The sequence below is a fragment of the Rhizobium sp. 01N447_2 genome, from assembly GCF_056399245.1.
The window spans coordinates 44,737-64,217 of sequence record NZ_JBFTQY010000001.1 but is presented as its reverse complement, the minus strand read 5'-3'; the positions used below and the strand labels follow the sequence as shown (position 1 = coordinate 64,217).

General features: G+C 61.2%; 18 protein-coding genes. 13 read left to right on the top strand and 5 right to left on the bottom strand.

Annotated features, from left to right (window positions below; all coding sequences use genetic code 11):
- The 5 genes from AC1ECN_RS00280 to AC1ECN_RS00260 all read right to left on the bottom strand — a co-directional run bounded on the left by AC1ECN_RS00280 (position 1) and on the right by AC1ECN_RS00260 (position 4,786).
- Complete coding sequence (locus AC1ECN_RS00280) at positions 1-588, bottom strand: 5-formyltetrahydrofolate cyclo-ligase (protein WP_018069001.1); 588 nt, start codon at positions 586-588, stop codon at positions 1-3.
- A gap of 117 nt (positions 589-705) precedes the next feature.
- On the bottom strand, positions 706-1,416 hold the full coding sequence (locus AC1ECN_RS00275) for a hypothetical protein (protein ID WP_130656175.1): 711 nt from the start codon (positions 1,414-1,416) through the stop codon (positions 706-708).
- A gap of 59 nt (positions 1,417-1,475) precedes the next feature.
- Positions 1,476-2,393, bottom strand: a complete 918-nt coding sequence (locus AC1ECN_RS00270) for an NAD-dependent epimerase/dehydratase family protein (protein ID WP_130662167.1) — start codon at positions 2,391-2,393, stop codon at positions 1,476-1,478.
- Positions 2,390-3,214, bottom strand: coding sequence for a glycosyltransferase (locus AC1ECN_RS00265; RefSeq protein WP_027689288.1), 825 nt, complete (start codon positions 3,212-3,214; stop codon positions 2,390-2,392). Before AC1ECN_RS00265 ends, AC1ECN_RS00270 begins: the two co-directional genes overlap by 4 nt.
- 351 nt (positions 3,215-3,565) lie before the next feature.
- A complete protein-coding gene (locus AC1ECN_RS00260; protein WP_477951823.1) occupies positions 3,566-4,786 on the bottom strand; it encodes an NAD-dependent epimerase/dehydratase family protein in 1,221 nt (406 codons plus the stop codon).
- 119 nt (positions 4,787-4,905) lie between these two features.
- On the opposite strand from AC1ECN_RS00260, the gene ybgC reads away from it, so the two are divergent.
- The 13 genes from ybgC (at position 4,906) to AC1ECN_RS00195 (ending at position 19,463) form a co-directional block, all read left to right on the top strand.
- Positions 4,906-5,361: a tol-pal system-associated acyl-CoA thioesterase gene (gene ybgC / locus AC1ECN_RS00255; RefSeq protein ID WP_018068996.1), complete on the top strand. Its 456-nt coding sequence runs from the start codon at positions 4,906-4,908 to the stop codon at positions 5,359-5,361.
- Positions 5,362-5,736: 375 nt separating this feature from the next.
- Positions 5,737-6,456, top strand: a complete 720-nt coding sequence (gene tolQ, locus AC1ECN_RS00250) for a protein TolQ (protein ID WP_477951822.1) — start codon at positions 5,737-5,739, stop codon at positions 6,454-6,456.
- A gap of 18 nt (positions 6,457-6,474) precedes the next feature.
- Positions 6,475-6,930 (top strand): protein TolR, encoded by a 456-nt coding sequence (gene tolR, locus AC1ECN_RS00245; protein ID WP_003542730.1) that lies wholly within the window; start codon positions 6,475-6,477, stop codon positions 6,928-6,930.
- 8 nt (positions 6,931-6,938) lie between these two features.
- A complete protein-coding gene (locus AC1ECN_RS00240; RefSeq protein ID WP_018068995.1) occupies positions 6,939-8,081 on the top strand; it encodes a hypothetical protein in 1,143 nt (380 codons plus the stop codon).
- A gap of 150 nt (positions 8,082-8,231) precedes the next feature.
- Positions 8,232-9,542: a Tol-Pal system beta propeller repeat protein TolB gene (tolB, locus tag AC1ECN_RS00235; RefSeq protein ID WP_018068994.1), complete on the top strand. Its 1,311-nt coding sequence runs from the start codon at positions 8,232-8,234 to the stop codon at positions 9,540-9,542.
- Between the two features lie 152 nt (positions 9,543-9,694).
- Positions 9,695-10,228 carry a peptidoglycan-associated lipoprotein Pal gene (pal, locus tag AC1ECN_RS00230; protein ID WP_024323075.1) on the top strand — a complete coding sequence of 178 codons (534 nt, stop codon included), beginning with the start codon at positions 9,695-9,697 and terminating at the stop codon, positions 10,226-10,228.
- 162 nt (positions 10,229-10,390) lie between these two features.
- Positions 10,391-11,377 carry a tol-pal system protein YbgF gene (gene ybgF, locus AC1ECN_RS00225; protein WP_018068992.1) on the top strand — a complete coding sequence of 329 codons (987 nt, stop codon included), beginning with the start codon at positions 10,391-10,393 and terminating at the stop codon, positions 11,375-11,377.
- A gap of 11 nt (positions 11,378-11,388) precedes the next feature.
- Positions 11,389-12,795: a tRNA lysidine(34) synthetase TilS gene (tilS, locus tag AC1ECN_RS00220; RefSeq protein ID WP_477951818.1), complete on the top strand. Its 1,407-nt coding sequence runs from the start codon at positions 11,389-11,391 to the stop codon at positions 12,793-12,795.
- 96 nt (positions 12,796-12,891) lie between these two features.
- Positions 12,892-14,823, top strand: coding sequence for an ATP-dependent zinc metalloprotease FtsH (ftsH, locus tag AC1ECN_RS00215; protein ID WP_477951816.1), 1,932 nt, complete (start codon positions 12,892-12,894; stop codon positions 14,821-14,823).
- A gap of 241 nt (positions 14,824-15,064) precedes the next feature.
- Positions 15,065-16,417, top strand: a complete 1,353-nt coding sequence (glmM, locus tag AC1ECN_RS00210) for a phosphoglucosamine mutase (RefSeq protein ID WP_018068990.1) — start codon at positions 15,065-15,067, stop codon at positions 16,415-16,417.
- A 308-nt stretch (positions 16,418-16,725) separates the two neighbouring features.
- Positions 16,726-16,965: a hypothetical protein gene (locus AC1ECN_RS00205; protein WP_024323077.1), complete on the top strand. Its 240-nt coding sequence runs from the start codon at positions 16,726-16,728 to the stop codon at positions 16,963-16,965.
- Positions 16,966-17,259: 294 nt separating this feature from the next.
- Positions 17,260-18,096 (top strand): outer membrane protein, encoded by an 837-nt coding sequence (locus AC1ECN_RS00200; RefSeq protein ID WP_029768252.1) that lies wholly within the window; start codon positions 17,260-17,262, stop codon positions 18,094-18,096.
- 188 nt (positions 18,097-18,284) lie between these two features.
- The gene (locus AC1ECN_RS00195) at positions 18,285-19,463 is read left to right on the top strand and encodes a phosphoserine transaminase (protein ID WP_018068986.1); all 1,179 of its coding nucleotides are present in this window, start codon (positions 18,285-18,287) and stop codon (positions 19,461-19,463) included.
- Positions 19,464-19,481: the final 18 nt, after the last annotated feature.

Sequence of the window (19,481 nt, the reverse complement as noted above, 5' to 3'; positions counted from 1 at the left end):
CTATCCAATCCAAGAGGCAAAAAAGCGAAGGCCGCTTTCTGTCAGGATGGCATCCAGGCTTATGTCGTGCGGCTCAGCGGGCACATGTGCCACTTCCTGGCAGTCGAATGCAATGCCGATCAGCTTCGGATGCAGGCCTTTTTGCCTTAGCCGGCTGATGGCGCGGTCGTAGTGGCCGGCGCCGTAGCCGATGCGGTGGCCGCGGGCATCGAAGGCCGAAAGCGGCACCAGCATGATCTCGGGATCAAGAATGGCGGCATCTGTGCCGGGGCCGACCGTACCGAAACCGGTATCGACGAGCGGCGCACCTTCCGCCAGCTCGCGAAAGACGATGGTCTGCCGATCGAGGATCGCCGGCACGCAGAGCCGCGCACCGCGCACGGCAAAGCGCGCCATCAGCGGCCTGAGATCGGCTTCCGAACGGATCGGCAGAAAGCCGGAGATGATCGTACCCAGTGCAAATCCGACGGCCTCGCCGGCATGTTCGGCCATTGCGAGACTTTTGGAGGCGCGTTTCTCTGCGGGGATGGCGTCGCGTGCGGACAGCCGTTCGTTGCGCAACTGCGCTTTCAATTCTCTAGAGGTCATTCGATCTGCCGGTTCTGAGAGATTTACCCGAGCATAGACGGCTGGATGTTCGATGCAAATGCCGGATGCGACAGCATCACGCGCGTTTGACGCCTCGGCCGCCGGCGGCAGCGATCGTCAGACGACGATGCTTGTCGGTATTGTCGCCGTGGCGATGGAGAAGCCTGCCATATCAGGAACGGCATTGGCCCCGGCCTGCCGGTTTTGCTGCCGCAACTCGCGCATCGCCTTTTCGAGCACTTGCTTGAGTTCGCGCACCACCGCCTTGAACTCTTCCATCGTTTCGCGGTCATCGGCCGAAATGCCCGAGAATTTCGGGGCATCCTCGGCGACGCTGGCATAGGCGTTGCGTGCGTTGGTGGCGGCGTCCGGTTCCTGCGAGCCGGTCTCGCCGGCCGCAGTTTCTCCTGAAGTATCCGTCAGCGCAGCGGCGGCCCCGCTCGTTGCGACTGCTGTCGCATCCGTGGTTGTTGCATCCACCGGAACGGCCGTTGCCGGGCTGCCGGTCGCGACTGATGATGCGAATTCTGAGGCGGCGGTGCCGACCTTGCGCGCCAGTTCGGCGGCCAGCCGGGCGACTACCTCAGGTGCCATGTTGGAGCTGCGCAGCATCTCCAACTGCTGCTTTGCCTCTTCGAGCTTGCGTTGCGCCTTCGCCTTGGCCTCGTCTCCCGAGTTCGCCAAGGTCTGGCGCATCTGCTGCAGCGCCTGGGTGGCGCGCTGCAGCTTCAGCACGCCTTGATCGGTCTCGCTTCCGGCGGCTGAAATGGCTGCCGTCGAAGACGTGCCGCGCAAGATGATGGAGGCAGACGTGGTAGCGACCTGCATGGACAATCCCCCGATTTTTAATTCGGGCCCCCGATTGCAATTCGGCGCATTTTGCAACGTCAGGCTTGCGTGGACCTGTGTCTTGGGGATTCGGGAAGCGCAGCGGCCAGCCGCCGTATCGTCTCGTCGAATAGAGGCGCTCCGCCGGGCGTCCAGCCGAGCGCGCGGATTTTCGCCGTGCTCATGGGATTGAGCGCAGCGCTATCGGCGGGAGCCGGCAGCGCGTGTCGACAGCCCGTCTCGCTGCGGATGGGTAAAAGGATATCACGCGTGTCGACTGACATGTCCGAGACGTTGAAGACCTCGCCGGAGATGCGAGTGCTTTCCGTCTCCAGCATCAGCCGTACCGCCCGCCCGAGATCGCGGCCGTGAACCTCGGTTCCCACGCGGGCAACAACCGGCCGGCCGGCCAGGTAATCGGCGATGAGGCCGTCCCATTTGTTCGGCGAGAGATCGCCATAGACGCCGGTCGGCCTCAAGCTTACGCCGGCAAAACCCGGCGTCGAGAGATGGGCAAGCGCGCGTTCGGCATCGAGCTTGACCTGGCCGTAGAGTGTTTCGGGCTTGGCCAGCATCGTCTCCGTCAGTTCGGTTGCCTCAGGATGTTCGCCATAGGCGGCGCGGCTGGACAGGAAGACGCAGCGGCGCGTGCCGGCGCGTTTGGCGGCTTCGAAAAGCCGAACGGTGCCGTCGAGGTTCAACCTGTGGAAGGTCTTCGGATCGTCTCCCTCGCCGCCACGATATTTGCCCGGAACATGGCTGAAGGCGGCATGGACGAAGAAATAGGCGTCGTCGAAGACGTCGATCTGATCCTTGTCGGGATCGAGCGAAAGCGCTGCGAACTCGACCGGGCGGGAGAAGAGGCGGGGCAGCGGCGCGCGGCGCCCGCCGACGATCACCTGATATCCGGCGGCCAGCAGTTCCTCGACGACATACCGGCCGACGAGACCCGTTCCACCCGATACCAGTACCTTCATGCTGCCCCTTCCGGATTGTCCAGCGCCGTCACCTCAGGCACATCCCCGCCATCGTGGAAACTGTGCCACAGATCGATCAAGGGTTGTAGTTGCGCTGCCTTGGGATGATCTTTTTCCCACGGTTTTTCATACTGGTAGTGCAGGATCGAAATGCTCTTCCAGTCCCAAAGCTCCGGCATGGTGAACCATACATATTGCAGCATGTTGAAATAAACCGGCAGGCCGTGCCAATGCGGGAAGAACGTCTCAAGAAAGGTCTGATCGGTGCGCCGCCAGAAAGCGTCCAGCCTGTCAAGCCTTTCGAGCATGTGCCGGAATGTGTCATGCGAGGGCGTGGCGACGAAGACGCCGGAATTCATGCGGCGGAAGTCGGCGAGGCTTTCGTAGACATTGGGGGCGGCGGAAAATTCCGGATAGAGGAAGAGCCTGTCGACATTCTTCAGCACGAGGGCGTCGGCGTCGATGAAGACGCAGCGCTGGTATTCGACGAGTTGCCAGAGCCTGAGCTTGCAGAAATTGTCGAGCGGCGAATGGAAATCCGGCTTGCGGCCTTTGGTGAAAGGGGCTGCGGAATGGAGCTTGCCGCGGGCGTGACGTTGGTTGAAGGCGTCGGAAAGCGGCAGATGCTCAACTTCGATCAGGCGGCAGTCGAGCGCTTTCAGGGGAAAAAGGGCGGCTGCATCCACGCCGCCGGTGTGGAGAATAACGATGTCCGCCCCGGTGCCGGTTCGGCGCAGGGAGCGGGCAAGCGCGGTCGCGCCCATGGCGTAATCGGCATTGGTGACGAGTGTGACATAGGCGAAGACGGACGAGCGGTTCATCGGATTCCGCTGCCTCGATATATCTTGCTCCGGCTAAGGAGAGACGGCAATGCGTTGCTACACGTCTCTTCTCCCCAGCGGGGAGAAGGTGCCGGCAGGCGGTTGAGGGGGTGAGCGACGACAGGAGCGAGTGCACTGAGCGTAAGCGAAGGGCAATGAACGGCGTGCCGTGCGGCCCCCTCATCCGACCCTTCGGGCCACCTTCTCCCCGCTGGGGAGAAGAGGGAGCAAGCCGCGACCTTCCCGCTTTGGCGAGTCCAAATGAAGTGCCGACCCATGGTTGAGCTGACATGATGGGGGTGAGTTTGTGGGTTGGCCGCTGACTCCCTGGCGCTCGTCATAATGCCGCACTCATGAAACCGACTTCAGCCGCTTGCCTTCCGGATCGTGATTGATCGTCGCGGCGATGTCCTTGGTCCAGGCGGAGACGGCCGGAACGCGTGCGCGGTCGACGCGATAGGCGAATTTCTTCGCGACGTCGACGATTTCGCCGAGCAGGCCCGCTTCCAGCGTGATCGGGTCGAGGCCGAGATCGCGGAATTTTTCGTTCCGGACGATCAGCTCGTTTTCTGCGGCTTCCTTGCGCGGGTTGGGCAGCCAGGCAATCTTGGCGCCGCTCATCCTGGCGATCATCTCGGCAAGGTCGCGCACCCGGTGGGTTTCCGTCATCTGGTTGAAGATCTCGAYGCGGGCGCCGCGCGCCGGCGGATTTTTCAGCGCCAGCTCGATGCAGCGCACCGAATCCTGGATGTGGATGAAGGCGCGCGTCTGGCCGCCGGTGCCGTGCACCGTCAGCGGATAGCCGATCGCCGCCTGGATGAGGAAGCGGTTCAGCACCGTGCCGTAATCGCCGTCATAGTCGAAACGGTTGATCAGCTGCGTGTGGCGGCGTGTCTGCTCGGTATGCGTGCCCCAGACGATGCCCTGGTGCAGATCGGTGATCCTGAGACCATCATTCCTCGCGTAGAACTGGAAGAGAAGCTGATCCAGGCACTTGGTCATGTGATAGATCGAGCCGGGATTGGAGGGGTAGAGGATCTCCTGGTTGACCATCTCGCCGCCTGCGGTTTCGATGCCGACCGGCAGATAACCTTCGGGGATCGCCGCGCCGACCGTCGAATAGCCGTAGACGCCCATGGTGCCGAGATGGATGAGATGGGTATCGAGATTGAGCTCCGTCAGCGCGTTCAGCAGGTTGTGCGTGGCGCTGACATTGTTGTTGACGGTGTAGTTCTTGTGGCGGTCGCTCTTCATCGAATAGGGCGCGGCCCGCTGTTCGGYGAAATGGATGACGGCATCCGGGCGATGTTCGGAAAGCCAGTTCTTCAGGAGTTCGTAATCCTTGGCGAGATCGATCAGATTGAAGTGGATGCGGCGTCCGGTTTCGGCATGCCAGATGCGGGTTCGCTCCTGGATCGAATCCATTGGTGTCAGCGACTGTACGCCGAGTTCCGTGTCGATCCAGCGGCGGGAGAGATTGTCGAGGATATGGATGTCGTGCCCGGCATCGGAGAGATGCAGCGATGTCGGCCAACCGATGAAACCGTCTCCGCCCATAACCGCAATCTTCATCGCATCGTCTCCTGATTGGTCGCTCGTTGTCGGGAATAGTTAGGAATTGTGACAGTTATTCAATGCTTGCCTGTCTGGAAGCGTTGCGCCAAAGAGGGCACCTCAGTTTGGAGAAAATTATGACGGAACGCCCTTTTTCCATTTCGGGAGAGCTGATGGAGGCCGGACACCGCCTCGTCCAGCGGGTCTATTATGAAGATACGGACTTCTCAGGCCTGGTCTATCACGCCCGCTACCTGCATTTCCTGGAGCGCGGCCGCACCGATTATCTGCGCTGCCTCGGCGTCGAGCAGCGCGAGCTCGTCAGCGCCGACGAGGAGGGCCTCGTCTTCGTCGTCCACCGCATGGAGATCGACTTCAAGAGCCCGGCGCGCATGGACGATGTGCTGACGATCCTGACGCATACGGAAAAGGCCGGCGGCGCCAAGATGGTGCTCAATCAGCAGATCCGCTCGGGCGAGACGCTGCTGATCGCCGCCAGGGTGATCATCGCCGTCATCAACGCCCGAGGTCGGCCGAGGCGGCTGCCGGAAACACTGGCAGCGAAATTCCTGGAAGGCAGCACGCCGCTATAGTCCGAATTGCCGAAAAATCGGGCCTTGTCAAAACTTGAACTTTATGTGAAGGAATTCCCGCGCCGCAGGATGAGCGCTCTTTCGGCAGCCGGACCTTGCTCCGGTCAAGTAATCCATGGAACGAAATCTTCCAAATACAGGCTTACTGTCACAGTCCGGCACTAACGATCTATTAACCATAATAGTGTCTTACTGGGAAAGTCGGAGTTTGTGCGGTGCACGCCTTCCTTTGACCAAATTTGACGGCAAGAAGGCGGAAGATGAGCTTGGAAGTTTGACCAGGGCTTTGGGCGGCGGCCGCCGGACACTTCTTGCGAGATCAGTTTGTGCCGCCCGGTCCAGCACCGGGCGTTTGGATTCGGGGATTTTGGACCAATGGAACAAGTAGGATTGGCAGCAGCAACGACGGACGTCAGCCTCTGGTCGCTTTTCATGCAGGCCGGCATCGTCGTCAAGCTCGTCATGCTCGGGCTCATCGCAGCCTCGGTGTGGACGTGGGCGATCGTCATCGACAAATACCTGGCCTATGGCCGCGCACGGCGCCAGTTCGATAAGTTCGAGCAGGTGTTCTGGTCGGGCCAGTCGCTGGAAGAACTTTACCGCTCGCTGTCGGAACGCAACAATACCGGGCTGGCGGCAATCTTCGTGGCCGCCATGCGCGAGTGGAAGAAATCCTTCGAACGCGGCGCCCGCTCGCCGATCGGCCTGCAGATGCGCATCGACCGGGCAATGGRCGTGACGCTGTCACGCGAATCCGAATTTCTCGGCGCGCGGCTTGGATCGCTCGCGACCATCGGTTCGGCCGGCCCGTTCATCGGTCTGTTCGGCACGGTCGTCGGCATCATGACCTCGTTCCAGGCGATCGCCGGTTCGAAGTCGACCAACCTTGCGGTCGTCGCGCCCGGTATCGCCGAAGCGCTGCTTGCCACCGCGATCGGCCTCGTCGCGGCTATCCCGGCGGTTATCGCCTACAACAAGTTCTCTGCCGATGCCGGCAAGCTCTCGGGCCGCATGGAAGGTTTCGCGGATGAATTCTCCGCCATACTTTCGCGCCAGATCGACGAGAAACTGCAGCCGCGCGCTGCCGCTCAGTAACCAACGGAGTATTCTGACATGGGTATGGCTGTTGGAGGCAATGGCGGCGGGGGCGGCGGACGCCGCCGTCGCGGCGGTCGGAACAGGGCCGTGATTTCCGAAATCAACGTGACGCCGCTCGTTGACGTCATGCTGGTGCTTTTGATCATCTTCATGGTCGCGGCACCGATGATGACCGTCGGTGTGCCGATCGACCTGCCGGAAACGCAGGCCAAGGCGCTGAATTCCGAGACGCAGCCCATCACCATTTCCGTCAAGAATGACGGCGAGGTGTTCCTGCAGGAAACACCGATCCCGGCCGCGGAGATCGCCGCCAAACTCGAGGCGATCGCCACCACCGGCTATAACGAACGTATCTTCGTGCGCGGCGACGCGACCGCGCCTTACGGCGTCATCGCCGACGTCATGGCCCGTATCCAGGGCGCAGGCTTCAAGAATATCGGCCTCGTGACGCAGCAGAAGAAGGACCAATAGCGCGCAAAATGAAGGCCAGTGTCATCACATCTGCTGTTTTGCACGGCCTGGTGCTCACCTGGGCGATGGTGTCGCTCGGTGCCCCGGAATCCTTCAAGGTAGAGGATTTCGAGGCGATGCCGGTCGATCTCGTGCCGGTGGAATCCATCACCCAGATGCAGCAAGGCGACAAGAAGGCTCCGAAGAAGGAGACTTCCGCGCCGGTGCCGACAACGCGGCCGCCGATCCCGCAGCCCGCCGAAAATGCCGGCGACAACAATGTCGACCTGAAGACGCCTCCGGTCCCGAACGCCAAGCCGAGCAACACCGAAGCGGCGGCGGCGAATTCGAGCGAAAAGCCACTGCCGACGATCGATCCCAAGCCGAACGACGTCAAGGAAGTCAACAAGGAAGAGACCGAGGTCGAGCAGCCGAAGGAGGTTGCGTCGATTCCGCCGCCGAAGCCGGTCGAGGTAACGCCGCCGAAGCCGGAGGAGAAGCCGCCGGAAGAGCAGGCCAAGCCGGAGGAGCCGCCGAAGCCGGACGCCGAGGCGCTGCCGGACAAGGTACCGACACCGGTCGTTAAGCCGCAGGTAAAGCCGCCGGAGCCCCAAAAAGCTGTCGAGAAGCCGCCTGAGAAGCCTGCGGACGAACCCAAGGCTGCCGAAAAACCGACGGACAAGAAGAAGGCCGACAAGAAGCAGGAAGTGGCGAAATCGGCCTCGACGATGAAGAGCGATTTCAATGCCGATGAGATTTCGGCTCTGCTGAACAAGACCGATCCTTCCGCCGGTGGCGCCAAGCGCTCGACGCAGGAGGCCTCGCTGGGGAACAAGAAGAGCAACAGCGGAACCAAACTCAGCCAGAGCGAGGAGGATGCTGTAAAGGGCCAGATTTCCAGCAACTGGAGTGTTGTTTCAGGGCTAGCAGGTGCTAGCGAAGTGCAGCTTAAGGTTCGTTTTCAACTCGATCAAGCTGGGAATGTGGTTGGCGATCCAGAGGTCATTGCGACAGGTGGGCCGGATTCGACACGTCAAGCTCTTAAGAGCAGCGTTTATCGCGCTGTCATGAAATCATCTCCTCTCAAGAACTTGCCGGCAGATAAGTATGAAGGCGAGAACGGCTGGAACGAAATGCTTCTTACCTTCGACGCAAGCGATTTTGGAATCTAGATGCTGAGCTTATGCCATTTTTGCGCGCAATTATCCATGCGGCCCCTTACACGATGTTTCCAAAAGACAAATACGATGCCTGGAAGGAAGTCATTTTGAACTTCGACGCCAGCCAACTGAACCTATAAAGTGCTGAAAGGCTTGTTTGATATGGTCAAGTGTTCCCTCATCCGCGCTCTGATGGTCATTGCAGGCCTGATTGGGGTCGCAGCCTTTACGACGCCGGCGAACGCTCTTGTCGAGCTCAATATCAACAAGGGTAATATCCAGCCGCTGCCGATCGCGGTGACGGACTTCCTGCAAGGTGATATGGGCGCGCAGGTCTCGCAGGTCATTGCTGCCGACCTGCAGCGATCCGGTCTGTTTGCACCGATAAATAAGACGGCCTTCATCGAGAAGATCTCCAATCCGGACGCTGCACCGCGCTTCGAAGACTGGAAGGTCATCAATGCYCAGGCTTTGGTGACTGGCCGCGTTACCCAGGAGGCTGATGGCCGCCTTCGCGCCGAATTCCGCCTCTGGGATACCTTTGCCGGACAGCAGATGTCTGGTCAGCAATTCTATACGCAGCCGGAGAACTGGCGGCGCGTCGCGCATATCATCGCCGATGCGATCTACAAGCAGATCACCGGCGAAGAGGGCTATTTCGATACCCGTGTCGTCTTCGTCTCCGAATCCGGCACCAAGCAGCAGCGCAAGCGCCAGCTGGCGATCATGGATCAGGACGGCTTTAACGTACGCATGCTGACCGATGGCAGCGATCTCGTGCTGACGCCGCGCTTCTCTCCGAGCCGGCAGGAAGTCACCTACATGTCCTTTGCCAACCAGCAGCCGCGGGTCTATCTGCTGCAGCTCGAAACCGGGCAGCGCGAGGTCGTCGGCAATTTTCCTGGAATGACCTTCTCGCCGCGCTTCTCGCCGGATGGTCAGAAGGTGATCATGAGCCTGCAGCAGGATGCCAATTCCAACATCTATACGATGGACCTGCGCTCGCGCACGACGACCCGGTTGACCTCGACGGCGGCGATCGACACGTCGCCCTCCTATTCGCCTGACGGCGCACGCGTCAGTTTCGAAAGCGACCGCGGCGGAAAGCCGCAGATCTACGTGATGAACGCCGATGGCTCGGGCCAGACCCGTATTTCCTTCGGCGACGGCTCCTATTCGACGCCGGTCTGGTCGCCGCGCGGCGATCTCATCGCCTTCACCAAACAGGCCGGCGGCAAGTTCTCGATCGGTGTGATGAAGCCGGATGGTTCGGGCGAGCGCATCCTGACGACCGGCTTCCACAATGAGGGCCCGACCTGGGCGCCGAACGGCCGCGTCCTGATGTTCTTCCGCCAGGCGGCGGGGTCGGGCGGTCCGCAGCTCTATTCGATCGATCTGACCGGTTACAACGAACAGCTCGTGAAGACGCCGACCTATGGCTCCGACCCGGCCTGGTCGCCGCTTATGGAGTAGGCGATGCGCTGCTGCCTTCTTGTCGCCCCAAAGTCATGGAACCGAGCGACCAAGGGACAAAGTAGCAAATCGTTAACCATAATCTTTGAGGGGCGGTTAACCGAGTGCGGTTACTGTCCGGAAACCCTGATGAAATCGCAAGGAGACCGGCCATGAGCCGAATTCATACCCCGGCAATGAGCCGCATGCAGAATTTCGCCCGCAACCCCGTCATGATCGCGCTTCTCGCCGGTCTCGCGCTCGCAAGCTGCGCCAAGAAGCCGCCGAACAGCGCCGGCGATCTCGGCCTCGGCACCGGTGCTGGCGGCGCTGCAACGCCGGGCTCGGCCCAGGACTTCACGGTCAATGTCGGCGACCGCATCTTCTTTGACACCGACTCCTCGTCGATCCGCGCCGATGCCTCGCAGACGCTCGACCGTCAGGCCCAGTGGCTCGGCCGTTACCCGAATTACCAGATCACCGTCGAAGGCCATGCCGACGAACGCGGCACGCGCGAATACAACCTCGCGCTCGGCGCCCGCCGTGCCGCTGCTGCCAAGGACTATCTCGCTTCGCGCGGCGTCCCGGCGCAGCGCCTGAAGACGATCTCCTACGGCAAGGAACGTCCGGTCGCCGTCTGCGACGATATTTCCTGCTGGTCGCAGAACCGCCGCGCGGTTACCGTGCTTGGCGGCGCCGGCATGTAATTGCCGAGCAACATTCGCTTTTTCGAAAGGCGGTCCCGCGTGGGGCCGCCTTTTCTTTTTGACCACACTTTGGCCAGACTCCGTTGCTTTTTGAAAGCAATTGGAAAAATCTCCTGTTCGTGCCATCGAGGTGCGAAGAATCACTGGGACAGGACGATACATATGAAGAAACTTGTCGTGGCAGGCATGCTGTGCCTCGCGGCTGTGACCGGAAGCGAACGGGCGGCCTATTCCGCCTCGTTCTTCGGGCTACATCTCGGCGGCCGATCCGCGGAAAACCAGGCGGCGCCGCCTGTTGTCAAGGTGCAGAGCGGCGACGCGGAGGTCCGCGTGCAGCAGCTCGAAGAGCAGCTGCGGCAGTTGAACGGCCGGATCGAGGAGATGAGCTTTCAGCTTCTGCAGATGCAGGAGACGATCCGCAAGCAGCAGGAAGACAATGAATTCCGCTTCCAGCAGCTCGAAAAGACGGGTGCCGGCGGTGCCGCCAAGGCACCTGTCAAGAAGAGCGAGACCGATGCCGCTCCAGCAGCCTCCGGCGGTGACGATATTGCCAAGGTGATCCAAGCACCGCAGGGAGCCGAAACGGCTCCCTCCACCAGCGTGCCGGAGAATAGCGGTCTCGGCCAACCACCGAAGGAGCTCGGCTCGATCGATTTCGATCAGAACGGCAATCCGATCGGCGGAAGCGTTGACGAAAATGCCACCATCGGTTCCGGTCCGATTCCCGCTGCCAACAGCAAAACGCCGCAGCAGACCGCCTCGCTCGGTAGCGAGGCCGACCAGTACAAGGCCGCTTATGGCCACGTGCTGTCCGGTGATTACAGCACGGCCGAACAGGAATTCACGCAGTACATCACCCACTACCCGAGCAGCGCGCGGGCGGCGGACGCCAATTTCTGGCTCGGCGAAGCACTCTATTCGCAGGGCAAGTACAATGAGGCGGCCAAGACCTTCCTCAATGCGCACCAGAAATACGGTACATCGGAAAAGGCGCCGGAAATGCTGCTGAAGCTCGGCATGTCGCTTGCCGCCCTCGACAATACCGAGACGGCCTGCGCGACGCTGCGCGAAGTCTCGAAGCGTTATCCGAAGGCCTCGCGCGCCGTCATAAGCAAGGTTGCGAGCGAACAGAAGCGCCTCGCCTGCTAAGGGCTTCCGGAATGTCTCCGGAAACCGCACCGCCTCAACAGGCGATCCTCCAGTTTCTTTTGTCGCTTCAAAGCCCTGCGCGCATTCTCGTCGCGATATCAGGCGGCAGCGATTCCACCGGCCTGCTTCTTCTCCTCGATGAAGCCGTGAAGGCCGCACCCCATCTCAAGATGTCCCTTTGCGCTGCGACCGTCGATCATGCGTTGCGCGCCGGCTCGGCAGACGAGGCGCGTGAAGTCGCAGCCCTCTGCACATCACTCGGCATTCCCCACACCAACATGATCTGGGAGGGCGACAAGCCGAAAACCGGCATCATGGCGGCTGCCCGCGAGGCACGCTATGGCCTGCTGGCAACCGCCGCCGAAAGTTTCGAAGCCGATCTCATCGTCACTGGCCATACGTTCGACGACCAGCGCGAAACACTGCAGATGCGTGGGATGCGAACGGAGCAGATTTCGACCGGCATTGCGGATGCGGTGCTCTTCAACCGGCGCTTCTGGATTTTACGGCCGCTTCTCTTTTCCAGCCGGGCAGATATCCGCGCTTTCCTCAAAGAGCGGGGCGTGCCGTGGATCGATGATCCGAGCAACGAAGATGTGACCTACGAGCGCGTGCGGACACGCCGGAAGCTTTCGGCCGATGCAGGTGCGGAGAGGAATATCCGCGCGGCTTGGGAAGCGCGGCTGGCTCTTTCGGCTAGGGGAGCAGAATGGCTGGATCGTCATTTCACGCTTCACGGCGGTCTGCTCGGACAGGTGACGCCTGACGGGCTGCGGCAGGATCGGGCAGTCCTCGATTATGCACTCGGCCGTCTGACAGCCGTTTTCGGTGGGCAGCCGTTTGCGCCGGGGAGGGCGCATATGGCGCATATCCTTGCATCTGCCACCGGCAGTGAACCGGGACGGATGACCGTTGGCAGGGTGGTGTTCGATCTCAGGCGTGACGGGCYTTATTTGGGGCGCGAGAGCCGGGGGATATTGCCGCTGGTGTTGCAGCCGGGAGAGGCCGGGGTTTGGGATGGAAGGTTTTATGCGCGCAATGGGTCGGCCGCATCAATTGAGATCCAGGCGCCCAAGGACTCGGGCGCGCAAGACACTTCACGCTTTATTGAGTCAATCACCGCGCAGACGCGCGGTGGCTGGATTCCTGTGACCAGCACAGGAATGAGGGAGTGTATGCAGCGCCTTCCCAAGGGCGCTTGGAAGCGCGCCGTCGCCTCCGCGCCGGTTTTATCTGCCGAAGGAAACCTTTTATCTGAGGAATCCGCCCGCATGGTCGAACTGACACCCTATTTCGCACCCTTCGACCGCTTTTTGACACGATTTGACTTCATCTTCGCCAATAGGCTTTCGGCCGTTTTCGCGACGGCGCCCTATGCGAGGCTGCCTTTAAGAAGTATTGACGGAAAAACCATCTGACCTGGGGTGTCGCCTTGGCAATCGCGCGGCGCAACCCTATGTTAGAAACGAATAAGACGGTCGCCATGAGGCGGCTGTTCCATGCTGGGGAGTTCAATGAACCCTAACTTACGTAATTTCGCCTTGTGGGCGATCATCGCGCTTCTGCTGATCGCCCTTTTCAGTATGTTCCAGACGGCGCCGGCACAGACGGGCTCCCGCGAAATCCCTTATTCGCAGTTTCTGCGTGAGGTCGATGCGGGCCGCGTGAAGGACGTCGTGGTCACGGGCAACCGTCTCTCCGGAAGCTATGTTGAAAATGGCACCGCCTTCCAGACCTATTCGCCTGTGATCGACGACAGTCTGCTCGATCGCCTGCAGTCGAAGAATGTCCTGGTTTCCGCCCGTCCTGAAACGGATGGCTCTTCGGGTTTCCTCAGCTATCTCGGCACACTTTTGCCGATGCTTCTGATTCTCGGCGTCTGGCTGTTCTTCATGCGGCAGATGCAAGGCGGCTCACGCGGCGCGATGGGCTTCGGCAAGTCCAAAGCCAAGCTTCTGACTGAAGCGCATGGCCGCGTGACTTTCGAAGACGTCGCCGGTGTCGACGAGGCCAAGCAGGATCTCGAGGAAATCGTCGAATTCCTGCGTGATCCGCAGAAGTTCCAGCGTCTCGGCGGCAAGATTCCGCGCGGCGTGCTGCTCGTCGGTCCTCCGGGTACCGGCAAGACGCTGCTCGCCCGCTCGGTCGCCGGCGAAGCCAATGTGCCCTTCTTCACCATTTCGGGCTCCGATTTCGTCGAAATGTTCGTCGGCGTCGGTGCAAGCCGCGTGCGCGATATGTTCGAGCAGGCCAAGAAGAATGCGCCCTGCATCATCTTCATCGACGAAATCGATGCTGTCGGCCGCCATCGCGGCGCCGGTCTCGGCGGCGGTAATGACGAACGCGAGCAGACGCTGAACCAGCTGCTGGTCGAAATGGACGGCTTCGAGGCGAATGAGGGCGTGATCCTGATCGCTGCGACCAACCGCCCCGACGTGCTCGATCCGGCGCTGCTGCGTCCCGGCCGTTTCGACCGTCAGGTCGTGGTGCCGAACCCCGACATCGTCGGCCGCGAGCGTATTCTCAAGGTGCATGCCCGCAACGTTCCGCTGGCGCCGAATGTCGATCTCAAGATCCTCGCCCGCGGTACGCCCGGTTTTTCCGGCGCCGACCTGATGAACCTCGTCAACGAAGCCGCCCTCATGGCCGCCCGCCGCAACAAGCGCGTCGTCACCATGCAGGAATTCGAGGACGCCAAGGACAAGATCATGATGGGCGCCGAGCGCCGTTCCTCGGCGATGACCGAGGCGGAAAAGAAGCTCACCGCTTACCATGAGGCCGGACACGCCATGACCGCGCTCAATGTCGCCGTCGCCGATCCGCTGCACAAGGCGACTATCATTCCGCGCGGCCGTGCGCTCGGCATGGTCATGCAGCTTCCCGAGGGCGACCGCTACTCGATGAGCTACAAGTGGATGGTCTCACGCCTCTGCATCATGATGGGCGGCCGCGTTGCCGAAGAGCTCACCTTCGGCAAGGAGAACATTACCTCCGGTGCCTCCTCCGACATCGAGCAGGCCACGAAGCTTGCCCGCGCCATGGTCACGCAGTGGGGCTTTTCCGATCAGCTCGGTCAGGTCGCCTATGGCGAGAACCAGCAGGAAGTCTTCCTCGGCCACTCGGTTTCGCAGTCGAAGAATGTTTCCGAAGCAACCGCGCAGAAGATCGACAATGAAGTGCGCCGCCTGATCGACGAAGCCTATACGCAGGCCCGCACGATCCTGACGGAAAAGYACGACGAATTCGTCGTGCTTGCCGAAGGTCTGCTCGAGTACGAGACGCTGACCGGCGAAGAGATCAAGGCGCTGATCCGCGGCGAAAAGCCTTCCCGCGATCTCGGCGATGATTCGCCGCCGAGCCGCGGCTCGGCTGTTCCGAAGGCCGGCGCACGGCCTGCCACGAAGGGCGACGAGCCCGAAGGCGGCCTCGAACCGCAGCCGCATTGAACAGCGGCACTGCCTTGAACAAGGCCGGATTTCCGACGTCGGAGATCCGGCCTTTTCCATTGGTAACGGGATATAATCATTTTTCTTGCTAATTTACGTGCTGATCGCCGCATTTTGTGGCATTCCGCTGAATTGAGGCAAGCATGAATCACGCTCCTGGATTGACGACATTCCACTGAAGCCGGATTTGCTTGGAACGGTGCGCTGCCTTGAATGGCGCGCGGAAAGCACAGGAGTGCAGATGAAAAGACGCTATTTCGGTACGGACGGCATTCGCGGCCAATCCAACGTCTTCCCGATGACGCCGGATCTCGCCATGCGGGTCGGCATTGCCGCCGGTACGATCTTCCGTCGCGGCAACCATCGCCACCGCGTCGTCATCGGCAAGGATACGCGCCTTTCCGGTTATATGCTGGAGAATGCCATGGTCGCGGGCTTCACGGCCGCGGGCCTCGATGCCTTTATTCTCGGCCCGATCCCGACACCAGCTGTTGCCATGCTGACGCGCTCGCTGCGCGCCGATCTCGGCGTGATGATCTCGGCGTCGCACAATCCTTACGAGGATAACGGCATCAAGCTCTTTGGTCCCGATGGCTACAAGCTTTCGGACGACATTGAGGCCGAGATCGAGGATCTGCTCGAAAAGGACCTGAATGCGCAGCTTGCCAAATCCGACGATATCGGCCGCGCCAAGCGCGTCGACGGCGTGCATGACCGCTATATCGAACATGCCAAGCGCACGCTGCCGCGCGACGTGACACTGCAAGGCCTGAGGATCGCGATCGATTGCGCCAATGGCGCCGCCTACAAGGTGGCACCGGCCGTGCTCTGGGAACTCGGCGCCGAGGTGGTCACCATCGGTAACGAGCCGAACGGCACCAACATCAATCTCAATTGCGGCTCCACTAGCCCCGTCGCGCTGCAGAAGAAGGTCGACGAGGTACGCGCCGATATCGGCATCGCGCTCGATGGCGACGCGGACCGCGTCATCATCGTCGACGAAAACGGTTCGATCGTCGACGGCGACCAACTGATGGCCGTCATCGCCGAGAGCTGGGCCGAGAGCCAGCAGCTGCGCGGCAACGGCATCGTCGCCACCGTGATGTCCAATCTCGGCCTCGAGCGCTTTCTCGATGAGCGCGGCATGGCGCTTGCCCGCACGCGGGTCGGCGACCGCTACGTCGTCGAGCATATGCGCCAGCATAATTACAATGTCGGCGGCGAGCAGTCGGGCCATATCGTGCTTTCGGATTACGGCACGACCGGCGACGGTCTCGTCGCGGCCCTGCAAATCCTGGCCGCGGTCAAACGCACCGGACGGACCGTCAGCGAGGTCTGCCGTCGCTTCGAGCCGGTGCCGCAGCTCCTGCGCAATGTCCGCATCAGCGGCGGCAAGCCGCTGGAGGATATCCAGGTGCAGAAGGCGATCGCCGATGCCGAAGCCGAGCTTGCCAGGAACGGCCGCCTCGTCATCCGCCCCTCGGGCACCGAGCCGCTGATCCGCGTCATGGCCGAAGGCGACGACCGCGCCCAGATCGAGCGCATCGTCAACGAGCTGATCGGCACGATCTCGAATGTCCGGACTGCCGCCTGATTTTTTCGGGACGAAATGTCAAAAGCCGGTACGCAAGTGCCGGCTTTTTCGTTATTGGCGCMTTCGGTTCGAAGATCCACTCCGGATCGACTTCCCGCCGGAACCGTTTCCGCGCCCTTCCGAAGACAACATGTCAGTGACTTGCCAGCTTGGCTTCCGGTAGGGAGCAAGCCTCGCAGCCGCGGCATGTCGGGGCGCAGTGGGCACTGAGACGGCATCCACGGAAATTTGCCGATGTCTTGGTGACGGCGCTGTCAACCTCCACATGCGGATGCTACACGGCGGCGTTTGCATTCAAAGGAAATATTATGAAAAAATTGGTGCGCCTGCTGCTGACGATCGCTCTCGCATTCGTCGTCTTTACCGGTTTCCGCTGGTATCGCTACATCACCAACACCGACAGCCCTTACGACGAAATTGGCATCACGCTCAACAATGCCATGCCAGGCCCGATTAATGCCTGGGGCTGTGCCAAGCTCAAAACGAACTTTGGCACCTCCTTGCCGCCATACGGCTGCGCCGCCGAAAACGCGACACAATGGAAGTAACGACAGGATTCGCCGAGTGGAGCCGACCGACTTGATGGCGAAGGAAACCAACTTAGCGATTTGGCGGGGCGGGGTTCTTGGCGTTGCGGCTGGCAATCTTCGGCAAGTCCGGAGCTGCCAGCCTTTGGCCGAGTTTCACCATATCGAGGAACTTGCCCGCCAATCTGTCTCTTAACGTTTCTTCTCATTTATAGTTAAGCAGCTTTTAACGTTTCCAATTCATTATCCATACGAAGCGTACCAGATTGGCGGCGATTCAGCCTGCCGACGCAACGGGATTTTGGAGTGGGATCCATGAAAAGAAGCTTGTCCGGCATCTTCGCCGCATTGTTGATCGCGACAAATGCCTATTCCGCGGACCTGGCCCCTGCCGAGCCTATCCCGGAGCAGCCGCCTGAGGTGACGGTCACCGAAGCGACCGGCTGGTACCTGCGCGGCGATGTCGGTTATGCCTTCACCGATCTGCGCGGCGCCCGCTATTTCCAGGGCAGCAACGCCACGGAGGTCGATTTCGACGACGCCGATCTGGATGATACATGGACTGTCGGCGGTGGTGTCGGTTACCAGATCAACAGCTATCTGCGCACCGATCTGACTTTCGACTATCTCACCCAGGCGGATTTCAAGGGCTCGACGGTCGGGCAGTGCGGCTTTCCGCTGGTGGACTGCACCTCGAGCGACCGCTCTTCGCTGACAGCCTATACGCTGCTCGCCAACGCCTATGTCGATCTCGGCACCTACGGCTACGTCACGCCTTATGTCGGCGCCGGTATCGGCGGTTCCTACGTAAAGTGGAAGAACCTCAGCAACGTCGCCTGCGCCGATGACGGCAGCTTCTGCGACGACGAGGTCACCCACGGCGGCAAGGGTAACTGGCGCTTCACCTACGCCCTCATGGCCGGCGCTTCGATCGACGTGACCTGCAACATCAAAGCCGATGTCGGCTACCGTTACCTGCATATCGATGGCGGCAACATGTTCGGCTATGCCGACAATGGCGGCCCGGGCCGCGACAAGGGTCTGAGCGCCCACGAAGCTCGCGTCGGCGCCCGCTATCTCTTCGGCGGCTGCGCTCAGGCAAGCTACGAACCGCCGCCGGAAATCCCGCTGCAGCAGCCTGTCTACAAGTAAGTCCGATCCCCTAACATCTGAAAGCCGCCCCGACCGGGCGGCTTTTTCGTATTGCGGCCGTCCCGCCCTGCGTCAAAATATGTTCCGCCCGCGACACTTCGATCTTGACTATGACGCGCCGGATCCATACACACGGCGGCGGGACACCCTTCCCCAACGAAGGGCTTTCTATCTGAGAGGATAGCATCATGGCGAAGACCGCAAAGCCGGACATCCGTCCGCACAATACCCATTTTTCTTCTGGCCCCTGCTCGAAGCGCCCCGGTTGGTCGCTCGAAGCCCTTTCCGACGCGGCCCTTGGCCGTTCGCACCGCGCGAAGGTCGGCAAGGCCAAGCTCAAGCAGGCCATCGACCTTACCCGTGAAATTCTCGAAGTGCCGGCGGATTACCGCATCGGCATTGTCCCGGCGTCCGACACCGGCGCCGTCGAAATGGCGCTCTGGTCGCTGCTCGGCGAACGCGGCGTCGATATGCTCGCCTGGGAAAGCTTCGGCGCCGGCTGGGTCACCGATGTCGTCAAGCAACTGAAGCTCAAGGATGTGCGCAAGCTCGAAGCCGGTTACGGCGAGCTTCCCGATCTCTCCGCCGTCGATTTCGACCGCGACGTCGTCTTCACCTGGAACGGCACCACCTCGGGCGTGCGCGTGCCGAATGCCGATTTCATCCCGGCCGACCGCAAGGGCCTGACGATCTGCGACGCCACCTCGGCGGCTTTCGCGCAGGCGCTCGATTTCGCCAAGCTCGACGTCGTCACCTTCTCCTGGCAGAAGGTTCTGGGCGGCGAGGGTGCACACGGCGTCATCATTCTTTCGCCTCGCGCCGTCGAGCGTCTGGTCACCTACACGCCGGCCTGGCCGCTGCCGAAGATCTTCCGCATGACCTCGGGCGGCAAGCTGACGGAAGGCATCTTCCAGGGTGAGACGATCAACACCCCGTCGATGCTCTGCGTCGAAGACTATATCGATGCGCTTGTCTGGGCGAAGCAGGTCGGCGGCCTCAAGGGGCTGATCGCGCGTGCCGATGCCAATGCCAAGGTCATCCACGATTTCGTCGCGGCAAACGACTGGATCGCCAATCTCGCCGTCAAGGTGGAAACGGCCTCCAACACCTCCGTCTGCCTGAAGATCGTCGACAAGGACATTGCAGCCCTTGACGACGACGGCCAGGCGAATTTCGCCAAGGGCCTGGTCGGTCTCCTGGAAAAGGAAGGTGTCGCGTATGACGTCGGCCACTACCGCGACGCGCCATCGGGCCTGCGCATCTGGGCCGGCGCCACGATCGAGGCATCCGACATGCAGAAGCTGATGCCCTGGCTTTCCTGGGCCTTCGAAACACAGAAGGCGCAGCTCGCTCAGGCCGCCGCCTGAGGTCATCGCATTCGGCTC

Bases quoted from the DNA above. Each gene is read 5' to 3' on its own strand.
- AC1ECN_RS00205 (WP_024323077.1), top strand. From the start codon at position 16,726: ATGAAAAAATTGGTGCGCCTGCTGCTGACGATCGCTCTCGCATTCGTC.
- AC1ECN_RS00275 (WP_130656175.1), bottom strand. From the start codon at position 1,416: ATGCAGGTCGCTACCACGTCTGCCTCCATCATCTTGCGCGGCACGTCT.
- AC1ECN_RS00280 (WP_018069001.1), bottom strand. From the start codon at position 588: ATGACCTCTAGAGAATTGAAAGCGCAGTTGCGCAACGAACGGCTGTCC.
- AC1ECN_RS00200 (WP_029768252.1), top strand. From the start codon at position 17,260: ATGAAAAGAAGCTTGTCCGGCATCTTCGCCGCATTGTTGATCGCGACA.
- AC1ECN_RS00265 (WP_027689288.1), bottom strand. From the start codon at position 3,214: ATGAACCGCTCGTCCGTCTTCGCCTATGTCACACTCGTCACCAATGCC.
- AC1ECN_RS00195 (WP_018068986.1), top strand. From the start codon at position 18,285: ATGGCGAAGACCGCAAAGCCGGACATCCGTCCGCACAATACCCATTTT.
- glmM (WP_018068990.1), top strand. From the start codon at position 15,065: ATGAAAAGACGCTATTTCGGTACGGACGGCATTCGCGGCCAATCCAAC.
- AC1ECN_RS00240 (WP_018068995.1), top strand. From the start codon at position 6,939: ATGAAGGCCAGTGTCATCACATCTGCTGTTTTGCACGGCCTGGTGCTC.
- AC1ECN_RS00270 (WP_130662167.1), bottom strand. From the start codon at position 2,393: ATGAAGGTACTGGTATCGGGTGGAACGGGTCTCGTCGGCCGGTATGTC.
- pal (WP_024323075.1), top strand. From the start codon at position 9,695: ATGAGCCGAATTCATACCCCGGCAATGAGCCGCATGCAGAATTTCGCC.
- ybgC (WP_018068996.1), top strand. From the start codon at position 4,906: ATGACGGAACGCCCTTTTTCCATTTCGGGAGAGCTGATGGAGGCCGGA.
- ybgF (WP_018068992.1), top strand. From the start codon at position 10,391: ATGAAGAAACTTGTCGTGGCAGGCATGCTGTGCCTCGCGGCTGTGACC.
- tolR (WP_003542730.1), top strand. From the start codon at position 6,475: ATGGGTATGGCTGTTGGAGGCAATGGCGGCGGGGGCGGCGGACGCCGC.